Origin of the sequence: Faecalibacterium prausnitzii (assembly GCF_019967995.1) — a bacterium.
Taxonomy (GTDB): Bacteria; Bacillota; Clostridia; order Oscillospirales; family Ruminococcaceae; genus Faecalibacterium; species Faecalibacterium prausnitzii_E.
The window spans coordinates 961,821-979,644 of the sequence record NZ_CP065377.1 but is presented as its reverse complement, the minus strand read 5'-3'; the positions used below and the strand labels follow the sequence as shown (position 1 = coordinate 979,644).

Below are 17,824 nucleotides of genomic sequence, written 5' to 3'. Positions count from 1 at the left end.
TGTGAAACGGTCAATAAGAGTAGTAAAAGTGTAATTGCTATATAGACTCTCCTCATCCCGTCTTTTGGATCCTGCACACCGTCCGGCTCCGGCTCGCCGCCGGGGGCTTTGTGCGCACATTCAAACGCTTTTTCAAAGCGCAGGTCTGCACCTTTGGGTGTTGGTCCTGCGCTTTTTTGTTTGTCAGGGGATCAGGGACGGAGGAAAAGAACATGAGTGAGAACCGTACACGGTTCCGGCTGGACCAGCGCCGGGCACCCATCTACGAAGCGCTGGAACAGTTCCGGCAGATGCGGGTGGTGCCCTTTGACGTGCCGGGCCACAAGCGCGGCCGGGGCAACCCGGAGCTGACCGCCTTTCTGGGCCAGCAGTGCGTGGGCGTGGATGTGAACAGCATGAAACCGCTGGACAACCTCTGCCACCCGGTATCGGTCATCCGGGAGGCCGAAGAACTGGCCGCCGACGCCTTTGGCGCGGCCCACGCCTTTTTGATGGTGGGCGGCACCACCAGCTCGGTGCAGAGCATGGTGCTGACCGCCTGCAAGCGGGGCGATGAGATCATCCTGCCCCGCAACGTGCACCGCAGCGTGCTGAACGCGCTGGTGCTCTGCGGCGCTGTACCCGTTTACGTGAACCCGGAGGTGGACAAGCGCCTGGGCATCTCACTGGGCATGAAGCGGGAGCAGGTGGAAAAGGCCATCCGGGAGCACCCCAACGCCGTGGCCGTTCTGGTGAACAACCCCACCTACTACGGCATTTGCAGCGACCTGCGCGCCATCGTCAAGATGGCCCATGACGCCGGGATGCTCTGCCTGGCGGACGAAGCCCACGGCACCCACTTCTACTTTGGCGGCGGGCTGCCGGTCTCGGCTATGGCCGCAGGGGCCGACATGGCCTCCGTCTCGATGCACAAGAGCGGCGGCAGCCTGACCCAGTCGAGCCTGCTGCTCATCGGGCCGAACGTCCACCCCGGCTATGTGCGGCAGATCATCAACCTGACCCAGACCACCTCTGGCAGCTATCTGCTGATGTCCAGCCTGGACATCTCCCGCCGCAATCTGGCCCAGCGGGGGCGGCAGGTCTTCCACCAGGTGGCCGACATGGCCGAGTATGCCCGCGAGGAGATCAATGCGGTGGGCGGCTACTACGCCTTCGGCAAGGAGCTGTGCAACGGCAACTCGGTCTTCGACTTCGACACCACCAAGCTCAGCGTCCACACGCTGGACATCGGCCTGGCGGGCATCGAGGTCTATGACATCCTCCGCGATGAGTACGACATCCAGATTGAGTTCGGCGACATCGGCAACATCCTGGCCTACCTCTCCATCGGCGACCGCCCGCAGGAAGTGGAGCGGCTGGTCAGCGCACTGGCCGAGATCAAGCGCCGCTACCGCACCGACGGCACCGGCCTGCTCAGCCAGGAATACATCGACCCTGTGGTGGCCACCAGCCCGCAGGAGGCTTTCTATGCGCCCAAAAAGAGCCTGCCTCTGCGCGAGACCGTGGGCATGGTCTGCAGCGAGTTCGTCATGTGCTACCCGCCGGGCATCCCCATTCTGGCCCCCGGCGAGCGCATCACGAAGGAGATCCTGAACTACATCGAGTACGCCAAGGCCAAGGGCTGCAGTATGACCGGCCCGGAAGACCCCGACATTTTACACCTGAACGTTCTGGCCTGAGGAGGAAAACATGGAATTTTGGTTTTCGGAATTTCACACCCCGGATGTGAAACACAGCATCCGGGTGAATAAGCAGCTCTACTCCAAGCAGAGCGACTATCAGCGCATCGACATCTTCGAGACCCCGGAGTTCGGCCGGGTGCTCACGCTGGACGGCAACGTCATGCTGACCGAGCGGGACGAGTTCATCTACGATGAGATGATCGTCCATGTGCCCATGGCCGTGCACAAGGAGGCCAGGGACATCCTCGTCATCGGCGCAGGCGACGGCGGCGTGGTGCGGGAGCTGACCCGCTATGACCGGGTGGAGCGGATCGACCTGGTGGAGATGGACCCGCAGGTCGTGGAGGCCTGCCGCGCCTATCTGCCCGGCAACGCCTGCCGGATGGACGACCGCCGGGTGCACATCTACTTTGAGAACGCGCTCAAGTTTATCCGCCGGTGCGAAGAAGAATACGACCTCATCATCGTGGACTCCTCCGACCCGTTCGGCCCGTCCGAGGGCCTGTTCACCCGCGAGTTCTACGGCAGCTGCTTCAATGCGCTGCGGGCCGACGGCATCATGGTCAATCAGCAGGGCAGCCCCTTCTACGCCGAGGACGCCAGCGCCATGCAGCGCAGCCACAAGCGCATCGCGTCCACCTTCCCCATCAGCCGGGTGTATCAGGCACACATCCCCACCTTTGCCGCCGGGTACTGGCTGTTCGGCTTTGCCAGCAAGAAATATCACCCCATCGACGACCTCGACGCCGACGCATGGAAGGCGCTGAACATGCGCACCCGCTATTACACCGCCCGGCTCCATGTCGGCGCATTTTATCTGCCCGCCTTCCTCGAAGAGATGCTGCGGGAAGTGGAGGAACACTGATGCAACCCAACGTTGAGACCTTTATCGGCTGCGACAGCAGCTACCGCGCCGCCAGCATCGTGCTGTACGGTGCGCCTTATGATTCCACCACCAGCTACCGCCCCGGTGCCCGGTTCGGCCCGGCCGCCATCCGGCACGAGAGCTATGGGCTGGAGACTTACAGCCCCTACCAGAACGCCGACCTGACCGACTTCGACATCTTCGACAGCGGCGACCTGGAGCTTTGCTTCGGCTCCAGCGAATCGGCGCTGGCCGACATCGAAGCCCGCGCCGAAGAAATCCTGAAGGACGGCAAGTTCCCGCTCCTGCTGGGCGGCGAACATCTGGTCACGCTGGGGGCCGTGCGGGCCGCCGTGAAGAAGTACCCGGACCTGCACATCGTCCACTTCGACGCACACGCCGACCTGCGGGACGACTACCTCGGTGCCCGGCTCAGCCATGCCTGTGTCCTCCGCCGCTGCCACGAGCTGGTCGGCGACGGGCACATCCACCAGTTCTGCATCCGCAGCGGCGACCGCGCCGAGTTCGAGTTTGCAGCCCAGCACACCGAGATGCACAAGTTCGACTTCACCGGCCTTGCCGAATTGACCGAGCAGCTCTGTGCCAGCAAGGCCCCGGTCTACCTGACCATCGACCTCGACTGCCTGGACCCCTCCTGCTTCCCCGGCACCGGCACCCCCGAAGCGGGCGGCGTGAGCTTTTTGCAGCTGCTGGATGCCATCCGCACTGTGACCAGGGCGAACATCGTCGGTGCCGACCTCAACGAGCTGGCCCCCACGCTGGATATCACCGGCGTTTCCACGGCCACGGCCTGCAAAGTCCTGCGGGAGCTGCTGATCGCGCTCGACAAGGGCTGGCCCGGCTTCCAGGTCTGACGAAACCACGCGCAGGCGTTCGCTCTGCGCTGCGATATATGATAACAAAGGAGAAACCTACCATGAGCAAAGTTCTGATCATCGGCTGCGGCGGCGTGGCTTCCGTCGCCATCCACAAGTGCTGCCAGGTCCCCGAAGTGTTTACCGAGATCTGCATCGCCAGCCGCACCAAGTCCAAGTGCGACAAGCTCGCGGCTGAGCTGGCCCCCAAGACTGCCACCCAGATCACCACCGCCCAGGTGGACGCCGACAAGGTGGACGAAGTGATTGCCCTCATCAAGAGCTACCAGCCCGACCTCGTGATGAACATCGCCCTGCCCTATCAGGATCTGACCATCATGGACGCCTGCCTGGCCTGCGGCGTCAACTACATGGACACCGCCAACTACGAGCCGGAGAACACGGACGACCCGGAGTGGCGCGCCATCTACGAGAAGCGCTGCAAGGAGGCCGGTTTCTCTGCCTACTTCGATTACAGCTGGCAGTGGGCCTATGCCAAAAAGTTTGAGGAAGCCGGCCTGACCGCGCTGCTGGGAAGCGGCTTCGATCCGGGTGTGACCCAGGCTTACTGCGCCTACGCCAAGAAGCACGAGTTCGACACCATCGACACCATCGACATCCTCGACTGCAACGGCGGCGACCACGGCTACGCCTTCGCCACCAACTTCAACCCGGAGATCAACCTGCGCGAGGTCTCGGCCCCCGGCAGCTACTGGGAGAACGGCCACTGGGTCGAGATCCCGGCCATGAGCATCAAGCGGGAATACAACTTCGATCAGGTGGGCGAAAAGGACATGTACCTGCTCCACCACGAGGAGATCGAGTCTCTGGCCAAGAACATCCCGGAGGCCAAGCGCATCCGCTTCTTCATGACCTTCGGCCAGAGCTACCTCGACCACATGCGCTGCCTGGAGGACGTGGGGATGCTGTCCACCACGCCCATCGAGTTCAACGGGCAGGAGATCGTGCCCATCCAGTTCCTCAAGGCCCTCCTGCCCGACCCCGCCAGCCTCGGCCCCCGCACCAAGGGCAAGACCAACATCGGCTGCATCTTCACCGGCAAGAAGGACGGCAAGGAAAAGACCTACTATATCTACAATGTCTGCGACCATCAGGAGTGCTACCGCGAGGTCGGCTCGCAGGCCATCAGCTACACCACCGGTGTGCCTGCCATGTGCGGCGCCCTCATGCTGCTGACCGGCAAGTGGACCACCAAGGGCGTCCACACGGTGGAAGAGTTTGATCCGGACCCGTATCTGGACGCTCTGGACAAGTACGGCCTGCCCCGTTCTGAGAGCCACGCCCCGGCTCTGGTGGACTGATGCGGCTGCGGGACACACGCCCGCCCTTTGCCGGGCTGGCGAACCTCTCCGAGACCGCGCTGTCTGCCCTGCCCACCCCCTGCTATCTGCTGGACGAAGCCCAGCTGCGCCGCAACGGCGAACTTCTGCTGGGGGTGCAGCAGCGCACCGGCTGCAAGATCCTGCTGGCACAGAAGGCGTTCTCGAACTTCGACCTCTACCCCCTGCTGGCGCCTTATCTGGCGGGCACCGAGGCCAGCGGCCTCTATGAGAGCCGCCTCGGCCGGGAAACGCTGCCCGACAAGGAGAACCACGTGTTCTGCGCCGCCTACCGGGCCGACGCATTCGACGAGCTGCTGCACTACGCCGACCACATCGTCTTCAACTCGCCCCGCCAGCTGGCCAGATTCGGCCCGGCAGCCAAAGCGGCGGGCAAGAGCGTCGGTCTGCGCATCAACCCGGAATGCTCGACCCAGGAAGGCCACGCGATCTACGACCCCTGCGCCCCCGGCAGCCGCCTGGGCACCACCCGTGCCCAGTGGGACGCCGCTGTGCAGGCAGACCCGGCCCTGCCGGGTCTGCTGGACGGCCTGCACTTCCACACCCTGTGTGAGCAGGATTCCGACGCGCTGGCCCTGACGCTGGCCACCGTGGAAGACCGCTTCGGCGACCTGCTGCCCCGGATGCAGTGGCTGAACTTTGGCGGCGGACACCACATCACCCGCCCCGGCTACGACCTGCCCACGCTGGAGCGCTGCATCACCGAGACGCAGACGAAGTACGGCGTACAGGTCTATCTGGAACCCGGCGAGGCCTGGGCGCTGAACGCAGGTTATCTCGTCACCACGGTGCTGGACACCCTGCGCAACGGCGATACCAGCCTTGCCATCCTGGATCTGTCCGCTGCCTGCCACACGCCGGACGTCATCGAGATGCCCTATCGCCCGCCCCTGCTGAACGCGGGCGACCCCGGTGAAAAAAACGTCACCTTCCGGCTCGGCGGCCCGACCTGCCTGGCCGGGGATGTCATCGGCGATTATAGCTTCGACGCCCCCCTCACTGAGGGCGACCGTCTCCTCTTCGGGGATATGGCCATCTACACCACCTGCAAAAACAACACCTTCAACGGTATGCCCCTTCCGCCCATCTGGGCGATGGACGCCGTCGGCACCTGCCGCGAGCTTGTAAAGTTCGGGTATGAGGATTTCAAGATGCGGGTGGGAAATAGCAAAAAATAAAATATCCCGCATTCAAACGCGCCCCTTCCCTGTGGCAGACCACATCGGAAGGGGCGCTTGGTTTATGATGGAGCTCACATAACAAAAACACCCTTCCTCTCACGGAGACCCGCAAAAGGAAGGGTGTAGAACTCAAGTTCCTGTTGTCGCACCTATCACAGCATGTTCGTACCAGAAAGGTCAACACAGGCTGTTACTCAGCACGGCATCTCAAGCACTTTTGAGCGTAGAGCTGTGATTAGCAGTTTTCAGCGAAGTACTTAATGGTACGGACCATCTGAGAAGTGTAGGAGTTCTCATTGTCGTACCAGGACACGACCTGAACCTGATAGGTGTCGTCGTAGCTACGCTAAATTTTCACACATTTTTTGTAGTCGTTCATAATTTCGAAACAACAGTTACAGTACTACAGCATACCGTTGTCGTACCAAAACCGGCTTGTTCGTACCACGATTATATCACGTTTCAGCGTCATTTGCAAGGTTTCCGTCAATTTTACATCCGGCATGCATTTTTCCCATATTGGAAAGTCTATTTTCACGGAACACATAGTTCGGAGCGTCCGGGGCCCGGAGCACCGCCGGGGGCGTTTGCTCTGCCCAGATGCGCTCCTCTGATGTCTCTTTTGCTGAAATTTCACCGGAAGTGATTTTGAGGCTTGGAGTGAGAAATGGATGCATTTTGTTTGATATGAAGCAATTATTCCATTAGAAAACCGTATGGATGGGATTTTGTAACTCCGTCCACACGGTTTTGGATTTTTGATAAGATTATTTCAGTTTTGCGAGGATCTCGTCTGCACTCACGCCACTTGCTAACAGCTTTTTCAGTACGTCCTCGGCTTCGGCTTTCTTTGCCGATTCCGCTGCTTTGGTTTCAGCCTTGACCTTTTGGGCTTCGATTCTGGTGATTTCCTTGTCGATAGATTTTAGCTCTGCTTTCTTAGTTTTCAGGTCAGCTTTCAGAGTGTCGATATTAGCAGTGATAGATGCGATTTCGGCGGCAGCGACTTCCCTTGCAGACTGCTTTTCAACGAGCTGCGCAGCAAAGTCAACAGTTGCTTTTACGGTCTTGGGCTTGTTCTTGCTTCCTTTGGGACGGGGCATATGGGACACCTCCATTCAGTATTTATAATATAAGTATAGCATTACAAATATTGGATAGCAAGAAATTTATATCGGCAAAATATGCGTTAGACAGCGTAGCCCTTGTTCTTGATAACTTCCACAACCTGAGACACATACTTCTGGCAGATATCGTGGTCAGGTGCCTCTACCATGACACGAACAACAGGCTCCGTGCCAGATTCGCGGACAAGGATACATCCTATATCACCTAGGGCCTCGGAGACTGCCTTCACTGCTTCCTGAACAGCCGGATCATTCTGTGCAGCCTTTTTATCAGTGACACGGACCTTTTCCAGCACCTGGGGATAAATCTTCAGCGGTGATGCCAGTTCACTCATCGGCTTCTTCTTGGCCAGCATGACTTCCATCATCTTCAGACTGGTCAGGATGCCGTCACCAGTACTGGCATACTTAGAGAAAATGATATGTCCGCTTTGCTCACCACCGATACGGCAGCCATTCTTAGCCTTATACAGGCCAAAGTAGGGCATGACAGTAGTAACCACGGTGTTGTTCATCAGCTCGTCGTGTTCCTTCATGTAGCAACCGTAGCAATAACAAGAGACTTAATCTTCACCAACTTCATTACTTCCGTATCCAAATATGACTTTTCCAATATGCTCGGCAACCCTTAAATCCTCTTCCGTATTTATGTCAACAGCTTCGAACTTACTAACATAGTGCATGTATGGTTTCCTCCCAATGCGGCACCGATACCTTACCAAGCTATCTTTAGAGATGCCATATAACCCTGTAGTTTCTTCAATTACCGGGAGCATATCCTGACTCCTAGGTAAAATACCCGGTCTGTAATTGATCGGCGTGTTGGCGAACCAATAGAAACTATGATTTTCTAGTGCCGTAAAGCAAGAATCAAACTCTTCGCTACTGATCAGCGTATTATAGCATTCTTTTATTGTTTCAGGTTGCATATAAGGAGCAGTAGCAAAAAGCTGAAAATAATAATTATACTCAGGAAATTTTTCGCAATGATATACCAGCAAATCATTACCGTTTGCCGTGTTCGTTGCAAGTTCCGGTTTTCTTTCGATGATATGAAAGCCCATTTTTACTGCATACTCTGATATTTCTTGACTGTTGGTATCAATATAAACATCATCAAACACATTTGCCGCTTTTACATGTTCGCATATGTATTCGTACAGCTTCTTCCCATTCAATACGCGTAAGTTTTTACCTGGAACTCTTTCCGAATTCGCTTTAATCGGTATGAAACATGCTGTTTTCATGCTGCCACCTCCTTTTCGGTGTCAGCACAATCAGCCACACTCAAAAGGAAGCAGTTACATGTTGCCCCCCCCCACAATGTACGGGTCAATCTGCGAAACGGATTCATCCATATCCAACCAAGCACGCGCACATGCTAAGTCCAGCCCATCATCAATATCGATACTTGTTCTTTTGTCTAAGATGTAGCGATAAGGATTGTGCCCATGGAAATATTTCCACTCGATCATTTTTTTTCTCGGAGCAAGTAAAATGCCATCAGTCACAAAATACAGTGGCGGAAGCTGCTGGGAAGGGACATGTTTAATTCCTAGTTCATAATTGACGGGGCCATTATCATCCCACAAATACCGTTTAAACTCTTCCATTGAAACCAGAGAATCATATCCCTGCTCCAATGCCTTGTAGTAAAGTGCGACCGCTTCTCTATAGTGTTTTGGAAAGACCAATGGTGCTGTGCAAGTAGCCCAAAGAATGTCATTACCCGGAACACTCTCACATATATGCGCTACGACCTCACCAAATGTTTTGGTTTTCTCATCACAAAATTCAGGGGCACGCTTATGTGTTTTTACTCCCTGAGAAGAAGCCATCGCAAGCATCAAATCGGAATCAGAGGACACGACAATATCCGTAATCTCATCCACCTGTTTCAATTGGTTAATCTTGTTGATTAAAAGATTCGTTCCCGCAAAAGGTGCAATATTCTTATTTTTTAATCTGCGGCTACCTTCACGTACAGGAATAATTGCTGTAATACTCATAAAATTACCTCCAAATATTTCTTATAAATATGACCTATAAATCATGTGTTTCAATCTATAATCTCATCACTCCCCTTTGTGAGAATCCAAGTCAACGCATTCCTAAGTTCCTCTACGTTCTTTGGTATAAGAATCTTATCCTTTCGGCTATATGCCTTTCTAATCCGATCAATTTGTTTCTCATAATTATTCGGGTCTTCCAAGTCATGATAACTGTAAAAAAGACGATAAGCAAAAATCAAATATGGTTCTTTATTTGCTAATATTTTCGGAGAAAACTGAGCATTCGAACAATCGCCAACAAGAATATGCTCATTCGTTATATTGGACAAGCACTCCAATTCCCACATATTATCGCCATAATCTACCAAGACCTCATTATATTTTCTTCCACTCCGGGGGTGTATTCTCACTAACGAATCCTCGACTAAGTCAAGATCCATTAATAGTTTTTCTGGAGACAAGCCATTGTACTTGGGACATTCTTCAAAGGGACGTTCCAGAAAAATGACCTTTTTTTGTGAAACCATTGATTGCGAGTCAAAAGCGAACAATCTGCAAACGGCAGGAAAAGCCGGGTTTTGATCATTCCATTTTGGAAGTTGAATAGTCTTCTCTGCAACCTTTGATTGGCACATTTCCGCATTGTTTACAAAGAAAGCCTTCGGATGAATAGTCGATAGCCCTCTATTAAAAAGGCTCAAAATTTTTTGTTTACGTCCTCTACATAAGTCTTGCCAAAAATTTTTATAGTAGTATGGGTAACCATCTTCATATATCCAAACAGACGCACTTTTATAAAATTGGCACATCAACAATCCAAAAGGCATTTCATCTGCAATAAAAACTTGGTCATATTTTTTTTCAAGGAAGTCATAAGAGTCAATTTGATATTTCTTAATTTTCTTCTCCAACGAAATCAAAATACTATCACGACATTCCTTGATAAAAGTATCTCCGCTCCGTGGATCTATCAGATAAACACTTTCAAAAGTATGTTCAGCTATTACCCTATCGTATACTTTTTTTGCGTCTCTAAATCTAGCAACAATAAACAAATCCGAAACCAGCCTTGTGCCTTGAACGTCATTGAGCGCCAGATTCATCACATTGAATAACTGATATGGCGTATTGCATACAAAAAGCGACCTCATATTTTATGCACCTCCACTTTCTTCAAGACAGCTAATACTTCTTTATTGTACAATAGCACGATAAGAACAAGTAGAAGCAGTTGAAGCACATACTGTATTTTGGAATTACATAGTAGCAGAATTAGCGTCTGAAAAAGCAATATACTATACGTCAAAGCATCACGCACTACTCGTATTTGAAAATTCATCTGTTGTTTCACATAAAACAATCTAACAATCATAACCACCGCATTCGAAATCATCGTAGCTACCGCACCGCCAATAACTCCGAATGAAAAGATTAATACTGCATTTAGTATCGTGTTTACAATTGCTCCAATAAAAGTTGTTTTTGAAATGATATCCGTTCGCTTTTGAGCAGCAAAAACACCACCGCAAAAGCCAGCCGCCGCGCTGAAAGCCACGGCTATAGAAAAAAACGGAATCATTGACCAAGCTTCATAAAAATCTTTTTTGAATAGTAGTGCTGACAATACTTTTGTAAACATTATCATTGCAGATGCCGCTATAGCCATAATAAATCCATATAAATTATATGTTCGAACAAAAAAGCCGTCAGCATCTTCCTTATTGTATTTTTTTACTGCAGACAGAACCCATGCTTGCTCAAATAAATTCTGTATCGTTGATAAAACTGTTGGTAACTTGTACGCTACCGAGATCAATCCATTTGCGGCAATCCCACACATATACAAAACCATATACTTGTCTAGGGAATTGTTCACCCACCAGCTGATTGAGTTAACCATCAGTCCCGTGCCATATTTTCGCATTTCTTTATCAAGGTTATAGTCCTTGGTTGCCGTATGTATCGAATGAAAAATATTAGTAACATAGACATAATAAATAATTGACATACTGGTTCCTAGAATTGTTGCCCAAAAATATCCTACGATACCAAATTTCATCCACACGAGAAATATAATGTTTAGAAGAATTGTGCCAAAGCTTGAAATGATGCTGGCAAGTGATATATCCTTAATCCTTTCTTGACCTCTTGCGACACCAGATAGCCATGAATTGAGTACTGTAACAACATACACTAAAACAAAAAGTATCTTATAAGCATTCAATTCTGGAACGGTATTCGTAATTACATTAACAGCAAACAAAAATAGAAAGGCAACAATAGATATGACTACATATTTCGCACTAATTGAAATTACAGAATCTTTATCTTTATTTCGTTCAAGCAAAAATCTAATCACACTGTCAGAAACACAAATAGATAGTATCGGATAAAGAAGTGATATAGTGGTGCTGTATAAATCGAACGTGCCATATTCCTCCGTCGACAAGACCCCTGTGTACAACGGAAGCAGGAAGAAAGATAAAAATTTCGTAGCAAAGTTGCTAATTGTAAGGATTCCAATATTTTTTATCAGATACTTATAATCATTCATTGATCCATCCACCAGTATGTCTGCATCTTACTTTGTTTCACTATTAAAGAATTCCAATGTCTTTTCGATTACCTTGTTCAGGTCATCACTTTTTATGTTATAGTACATAGGCAGCCTAACCAGACGATCGCTATCTGCAGTTGTATTTTCATCCACGCCATCAAAACGACCGAATTTAAGGCCTGCCGGGGCACTATGTAGAGGAACATAATGGAACACACACAAGATATCATTTTCTTTCATGAATTTGATATATGCCTGTCTAATTTCCAAGTTCTTCGTCTTCAAGTAAAACATATGCGCGTTGTGGACGCAGCCCTCTGGAATAATGGGTAGCTGTACTATTCCTTTTTCCTCCAGTGGCTTAAAGGCGGTGTAATATTTATTCCATGTTTCAAGTCGATTCTCATTGATTTGATCTGCCACTTCGAGTTGTGCCCAAAGATATGCAGCGTTCAAATCACTCTGAAGATAACTGTCACCGAAATCTACCCAATTATATTTAGCGACCTGTCCGCGGAAAAATTGCGAGCGATTCGTTCCTTTTTCACGCAAAATTTCTGCTTTTTCAATATAGGCAGCATTGTTAATTACAATTGCGCCACCTTCACCCATAGAATAGTTTTTTGTTTCATGGAAAGAATAGCAACCAAAATCGCCGATTGTACCCAAAGCTTTTCCCTTGTAAGTACTCATAACACCCTGCGCGGCATCTTCCACAACCATCAAGTGATGTCTTTTGGCAATGTCCATGATTGTGTCCATTTCACAGGCGACACCAGCATAGTGAACCGGACAAATCACCTTTGTTTTATCCGTAATGGCAGCCTCAATTTTTGTTTCATCAATATTCATTGTGTCCGGTCGAACATCTACGAATACAAGTGTTGCTCCGGCTAAGACAAAAGAGTTTGCTGTACTTGAAAATGTAAAACTTGGAAGAATAACCTCATCGCCCGGCTTAATACCGCATAACAAAGCCGCCATATCAAGTGCAGTTGAGCCACTTGTAGTAAGCATTACTTTCTTTGCGTTAAAACGTTTTTCAAGCCATTCATTGCATTTTTTTGTAAACGGACCATCACCACAAATCTTATGGTTGTTAACCGCCTCCTGCATATACTTGAATTCTGTACCAACAAACGGCGGAACATTAAAGTGAATCATTTTTTTACCTCCACAATTTTTGTTACTTTTCTTAGCATCTTCTTAAAAATCAAACTCAAAATCCCAATATATATTTCTGTTTTGGTAAAGAAAATCCCCATCGAATCGTCAAACCCACTCAAATCATAAGAACATGGTTCCTTTTTTATAATATACATATAATACAGTTCCGAAACGAATGCTTCATAATCCTTCTTTACAGCCTTGAAAGTTCTAGCTGTTATGTCTCCATCGATAAGCAAATTAAGTGCTATTGTGACCTCTTCAACTGCAAAAGCTCTAAACAAGTCATATGTACCTTTTTTACTCGCATTGGTGTCAATATCCTTAGAAAACGTAAAATTCTCTATTAAATATCTCTTCTTATTGCGTTCTGAAAACAAAATGCACGAATGGGGCGAAATCTTATCAATCGGAACATCATCTGGAATCTTTTCATAATCACTTTTCCAGATTCCTACACCAGTTGTCCATGAAACATAGCGCTTCAGTGTCCCAACAAACGAATCAAAGTCATTTAGAATGTATTCATCATTTTTAAAAACGCCATTTCCAAAATAAATAACTGGTTTATCATCTAAGTTCTCCAAAACGATGTTAAGCATTTTCTTTAATGAGCCATCTTGGAAGATTCCCCTATGATTCACAAACTTCAAATAAATGCCTGACGCTAATTTTAAAGCCTCCAATTGATTATGGAACATATAGGCATCAGTTTTTTTATAGATAAGATTATCATGCTTTTCAGCATATTCCTGCATCATCATATCGAACTGATGATTATTACCGTTATTGGTTACTATTACTTCGAACAAATCATTCTCTACGTTTTGATTATAAATGCTATCCAATACCGGAAAGACCCATTCAATGACCCCATTTGTTGGTAAGCACAGGGAAATTACAGGGCGCATTCTATTTCACTTCCTATCAAAATTCTTTTCCTCCCTTTGAGGAAACCACTTGATCTGCTTGACACTCTTTAAATCTGTATACAACTCATCAATATGCTCTTTTATCATTTTCTCATTCAATTTGCTATAATCTATCCTCAACAACTCCTTTATAATTTCTGTCTCAAAGCGATACTTAATCACCTTAGCAGGCACACCACCAACAATTGCATACGGCGGCACATCCTTTGTTACTACTGCACCTGCCGCAACCACCGCCCCTTGCCCGATATGAGCCCCCGACATAATAGTTGCACCGTAGCCAATCCAAACATCATCGCCTACAACGATATCGCCTTTAGAAAAGGCTTCATCGCCCAGCCTCAAACATTTTGCTTTGTATGGATATGTAGAAACTGTATTCACACGATGTTCTACATCAAGCATAAAGTACACATGCTGTGCAATTGAGCAATAAGAACCAATTTTTAGCTTCGAGCAACGGTTGAAGGTAACAACATTCAGCTCACCATAAGAACATTTTCCAACGCTCACCAATTCTGCCGGGAAGTGATTCATTGGAACGGTATCATTTTCAGCATTTGCTTTCCGCCAACTGCGCTTAAAATGGTTCAGCCGAATTTGTTTTACAAAATCCCTTAAAATAGTATGATCAAGCATTTTCTGCATTCACGCTTTCAACTGCACGTTTCAAAGCTTCCAAATAGGCATAACCGTTTTCGGTATCTGGTTCCAGATACGCACCCTCGCCCCATTCATTCCATGCCGTAAGGAAAATGAAATCTTTGTTCTGCCGGCTAGAAATTCGCAGCAGCTCTGCCATGTACTTTTCAAATTTTTGTGGTGTCGCTCCTGTGACTACTTTTCCTTTTTTTCCACGCCGTGGAGTATCATCATACTCAACAAACGCACCAGACATTATGTTTGAATCCTTGTTTCTCTTTGCATTTTCTATTATTTTTTTCCAGACCCCATCATATTCGTATATCTGAAGACCGTTTTTTCCTAATACTCTTTCTATTTTAGAAATCACTCGTGTTACAGTTGTCCCCCATCCAGAGAATGGCGGCTCATAAGTGAATGTTTTCTGATTACTTGGAATCATTTTTATTGGATCATAGCGGTAAATAACTTCAACACCTTTCAGTCCATTTTCCTGCGCAAGATCATCCCAATACTTTCCCATTGAAATAATCTTTTCATCAAAATTGTATATCACAAAGACAGGCTTTCCTTCTTTTTTGATATACCTGCTATCCTTGAAGTATGGAAGCAAATAATCAAAATGTTTCTTCCATTCTTCTTTATCGCCAAGAACATATTCTATCAAAATTTCCGGTTCATCCTTTTTTCGCTGAGCTTTATCATCGACAATCGGAGACCAGTCATTTCCCTTTAATTTGCTCCATGTTCTTTTCCAGCTAATATTATCCCACGCAAAGAAAAAAGGAATATCGATATCTTTATTTTCCAAAATTATTTCAGCAGGTTTTGTTAGAAGCTGTTTTTTGCTGGAGAACCAATAATGATAAATCCCAAAACCGTCCACTCCGTATTTTCTTGCAATTTTCGCTTGCCATGCCACGTTTTCTTTTTTCGACAAATCGTAATATTTTTCATTTTGTGGCACCTTAGGCTGCTTGTGGCCTTTATACAGGGGCTCTGCCTTTTTCACACTTACCCAATCTGTGAAGCCCTCTCCCCAAAATTTTGAATTTTCTGGGATCTCATGATACTGTGGCAAATACATAGCAATTATTTTTGTCTTTGACATATTTAATCTCCTTGTGTAGATTTCATTTCTGCACTTAAAATGGCAATATGCCACCAAGTATATGGGCGCAATATATTTTGATTAAAACAAAGAATTGCCAGTTCAAATACCATTGCAACTCTCAATGCCCTTATTACATTCGAGTATGTAATATTGGCCGAATTTGTTCTTCTAAAAAGAAGCGCTAAAAAATAAAAAATAAACGGAATCAGCCCGATGACACCACTTGCAACTAGAATTTCGCCAACCACACTCATCGCCGCGCCATTGTGTAGCGTTGAATATACTTCTCCATCGTACCTAGCAATCATCGGGTCTACCCCACCAAGACTATATCCCCAGATAGGACTTTTTTTGAAAATCTCAATACATTTTGTTAATCCTTCAATTCTTGGTCCTGATGAATGCGTAGAGCCACCGCCAATTCCTAACCCGGCGGCAAACATTGAAAGATCCAATTTTAAAATGTACACTACGGCGAAAGCAGCAAAAGCCACTACAAGCAATGCTAAAGCTATAAAAGAGAATGTTTTCTTTTTTATACGCCCACCTGTCAATGCCTTTTTTAAGGAATGATACGATAATTCATACACAATAAAAACTGCTATCATCAACCATCCCATACGGGAGGATGACAAAATCAGTGCGATTGTTACCCAAACAAAACCTTGTTGCAATTTCGTCTTAGATATCCATACATACTCGTTCGCAATAAGGAGACTAGCATAAGTAACGAAACCCATTATCAGGTATGTTGCATAATAAGACGGTTCATAAGAAAATCCATTAATTCGTGCCAACCGGCCAGTCCAATTTTGAGCCACATAGAAATCAACGCCTATTGCATAAAGAAAAAGTTGCATCAACCCAACGACAGACATAAACACAAATGAATGCAAATAAGTTCTCAACAGCCATTTTCTTGAATATGCCTTTTCACAAAAATAGCACGTAGACAGAACCGTTATACCGTTAAAAATCAACCATATAAAGTATCCAAATGCATTTTTCAAACTTGGGGACCGGAAGCAAAATACAAGCTGCAAAACAATCCAAATAAGTAAATATCGAAACCCTTTTGGCGCAAGGAAACGCCTTGATGCCATTACATTCATTAAATAAAGTGTAATGACTGGCAAAATAATCAACTGACAAAATCTAAAGTTAAATCCACCAATATTGACTATTGCAAAAATATCGAAAGAGGACGTAAATATTGCGAGCGTTGTGCAGGTTTTAATAAGTTTTTTATTTTTAACCATATGATTTTATAATTTCTCTAGTAATTTTTCGGCAGACTTTTTCCAACTATATTTCTCCAATATTTCTGCAGAAACACATATTTTACCTTCTGTAATCTTTGCATTCTTATAGTTTGTCTGGTCAATATACTCTGCGTTATTTCCATAAATCTCGTGCACACATGGTGTATCCGATACAATAATTCTTGGCGCACCGCAAGCAATTGCTTCCAGTGGAGGAATACCAAACCCTTCGTATAAAGTCGGAAACAAAAAGGCTTTGCAGTTTGCCATCAGAGTCTTTGCATCTTCATCACTGACATATCCAAGAAAACGGATATTAGGCAGTTCCGCAAAACCCTCCGCTTCCGCAGCGCCTTTCAGCTTTCCACCTCCAGCAATTGCAAACTGTTCATCTGGATTATTCTTAGCGGCGTATAAAATCCATTTGAAATTCTTGTTCGCTGCAAGAGTTGACATCGAAAAATAGTAAGAACCTTTTGCAAGCTGCGGGTAGCGCTCAAATGTATCCGAAGCCGCCTTGATTCGGTTCATATGTTGCCATGCATTGTAAATAACGGTGATTCGCTCTGAGGCAATCTTGTAATATTTGATTATTTCCGATTTTGAAAATTCAGATACAGTCACAATTTTCATAGAGGAATGTGCTGCGCACCAGTAATTCAAACGATGCCACAGAGCGGAAATACGGTCCCTCTTTGAAGTAAAGAATCGCGGGTTTGCCTTATAACTTACATCGTGAATCGTGATAATCCCATGCGGGTAAAACAACGGCAGAATGTTCGTAAAGCAAATACATTGCATTTTGTGCATTCGCGCATAGCGTGCAAAATCAATCTGTTGCCAAAGCACTCCATGTTTTTTTCCGTATCTCACAACTTTGATATTTTTTAGATCCGGTATATTTTCAAAACTCTCCGGAACCAGAATTTCTAAGGTATTTTTCAAAACGATCTTATCAAGTTCCATCGTAATCTCATACGCATACCGCTGGATTCCGGTGATTTTCTGGGTCAAAAACAACCCATCTATTACATAGGCTTCCATATT

16 protein-coding genes and 1 pseudogene are annotated in these 17,824 nt (G+C 47.3%); 5 read left to right on the top strand and 12 right to left on the bottom strand.

Annotated elements, in window-relative coordinates:
• Nucleotides 1–212: 212 nt before the first annotated feature.
• The 5 genes from I5P96_RS04805 to I5P96_RS04785 all read left to right on the top strand — a co-directional run bounded on the left by I5P96_RS04805 (nt 213) and on the right by I5P96_RS04785 (nt 5,961).
• Nucleotides 213–1,679, top strand: coding sequence for an aminotransferase class I/II-fold pyridoxal phosphate-dependent enzyme (locus I5P96_RS04805; protein ID WP_118552667.1), 1,467 nt, complete (start codon nt 213–215; stop codon nt 1,677–1,679).
• 10 nt (nt 1,680–1,689) lie between these two features.
• A complete protein-coding gene (speE, locus tag I5P96_RS04800; protein WP_207686217.1) occupies nt 1,690–2,547 on the top strand; it encodes a polyamine aminopropyltransferase in 858 nt (285 codons plus the stop codon).
• Nucleotides 2,547–3,422 (top strand): agmatinase, encoded by an 876-nt coding sequence (speB, locus tag I5P96_RS04795; protein ID WP_223383420.1) that lies wholly within the window; start codon nt 2,547–2,549, stop codon nt 3,420–3,422. Before speE ends, speB begins: the two co-directional genes overlap by 1 nt.
• A 62-nt stretch (nt 3,423–3,484) precedes the next feature.
• Nucleotides 3,485–4,744, top strand: a complete 1,260-nt coding sequence (locus tag I5P96_RS04790) for a saccharopine dehydrogenase family protein (protein WP_097793184.1) — start codon at nt 3,485–3,487, stop codon at nt 4,742–4,744.
• Nucleotides 4,744–5,961: a carboxynorspermidine decarboxylase gene (locus I5P96_RS04785; protein ID WP_223383419.1), complete on the top strand. Its 1,218-nt coding sequence runs from the start codon at nt 4,744–4,746 to the stop codon at nt 5,959–5,961. Before I5P96_RS04790 ends, I5P96_RS04785 begins: the two co-directional genes overlap by 1 nt.
• Before the next feature lie 770 nt (nt 5,962–6,731).
• Here I5P96_RS04785 and I5P96_RS04780 read toward each other — a convergent pair.
• The 12 genes and pseudogenes from I5P96_RS04780 to I5P96_RS04725 all read right to left on the bottom strand — a co-directional run bounded on the left by I5P96_RS04780 (nt 6,732) and on the right by I5P96_RS04725 (nt 17,821).
• Nucleotides 6,732–7,067, bottom strand: a complete 336-nt coding sequence (locus I5P96_RS04780; protein WP_223383418.1) for a hypothetical protein — start codon at nt 7,065–7,067, stop codon at nt 6,732–6,734.
• An 86-nt stretch (nt 7,068–7,153) separates the two neighbouring features.
• Nucleotides 7,154–7,645 (bottom strand): annotated as a pseudogene (locus tag I5P96_RS04775) (phosphoglucosamine mutase); the annotation flags it as partial.
• A 9-nt stretch (nt 7,646–7,654) separates the two neighbouring features.
• Entirely contained in the window at nt 7,655–8,338 is a 684-nt protein-coding gene (locus I5P96_RS04770) for a cytidylyltransferase domain-containing protein (protein WP_223383417.1), read from the bottom strand.
• 54 nt (nt 8,339–8,392) lie between these two features.
• Nucleotides 8,393–9,100: a cytidylyltransferase domain-containing protein gene (locus tag I5P96_RS04765; RefSeq protein WP_223383416.1), complete on the bottom strand. Its 708-nt coding sequence runs from the start codon at nt 9,098–9,100 to the stop codon at nt 8,393–8,395.
• A gap of 50 nt (nt 9,101–9,150) precedes the next feature.
• Nucleotides 9,151–10,254: a hypothetical protein gene (locus I5P96_RS04760; protein ID WP_223383415.1), complete on the bottom strand. Its 1,104-nt coding sequence runs from the start codon at nt 10,252–10,254 to the stop codon at nt 9,151–9,153.
• Nucleotides 10,251–11,657, bottom strand: a complete 1,407-nt coding sequence (locus tag I5P96_RS04755) for a flippase (protein WP_223383414.1) — start codon at nt 11,655–11,657, stop codon at nt 10,251–10,253. Before I5P96_RS04755 ends, I5P96_RS04760 begins: the two co-directional genes overlap by 4 nt.
• Before the next feature lie 27 nt (nt 11,658–11,684).
• The gene (gene rffA / locus I5P96_RS04750; RefSeq protein WP_223383413.1) at nt 11,685–12,824 is read right to left on the bottom strand and encodes a dTDP-4-amino-4,6-dideoxygalactose transaminase; all 1,140 of its coding nucleotides are present in this window, start codon (nt 12,822–12,824) and stop codon (nt 11,685–11,687) included.
• Complete coding sequence (locus tag I5P96_RS04745) at nt 12,821–13,738, bottom strand: hypothetical protein (RefSeq protein WP_223383412.1); 918 nt, start codon at nt 13,736–13,738, stop codon at nt 12,821–12,823. The genes rffA and I5P96_RS04745 overlap by 4 nt, the downstream gene beginning before the upstream one ends.
• 6 nt (nt 13,739–13,744) lie before the next feature.
• Nucleotides 13,745–14,407 (bottom strand): CatB-related O-acetyltransferase, encoded by a 663-nt coding sequence (locus I5P96_RS04740; RefSeq protein ID WP_223383411.1) that lies wholly within the window; start codon nt 14,405–14,407, stop codon nt 13,745–13,747.
• The gene (locus tag I5P96_RS04735; RefSeq protein ID WP_223383409.1) at nt 14,391–15,512 is read right to left on the bottom strand and encodes a glycoside hydrolase family 99-like domain-containing protein; all 1,122 of its coding nucleotides are present in this window, start codon (nt 15,510–15,512) and stop codon (nt 14,391–14,393) included. Before I5P96_RS04735 ends, I5P96_RS04740 begins: the two co-directional genes overlap by 17 nt.
• A gap of 2 nt (nt 15,513–15,514) precedes the next feature.
• Nucleotides 15,515–16,774, bottom strand: coding sequence for an O-antigen ligase family protein (locus I5P96_RS04730; RefSeq protein WP_223383407.1), 1,260 nt, complete (start codon nt 16,772–16,774; stop codon nt 15,515–15,517).
• A gap of 6 nt (nt 16,775–16,780) precedes the next feature.
• On the bottom strand, nt 16,781–17,821 hold the full coding sequence (locus I5P96_RS04725; protein ID WP_223383405.1) for a glycosyltransferase family 4 protein: 1,041 nt from the start codon (nt 17,819–17,821) through the stop codon (nt 16,781–16,783).
• Nucleotides 17,822–17,824: the final 3 nt, after the last annotated feature.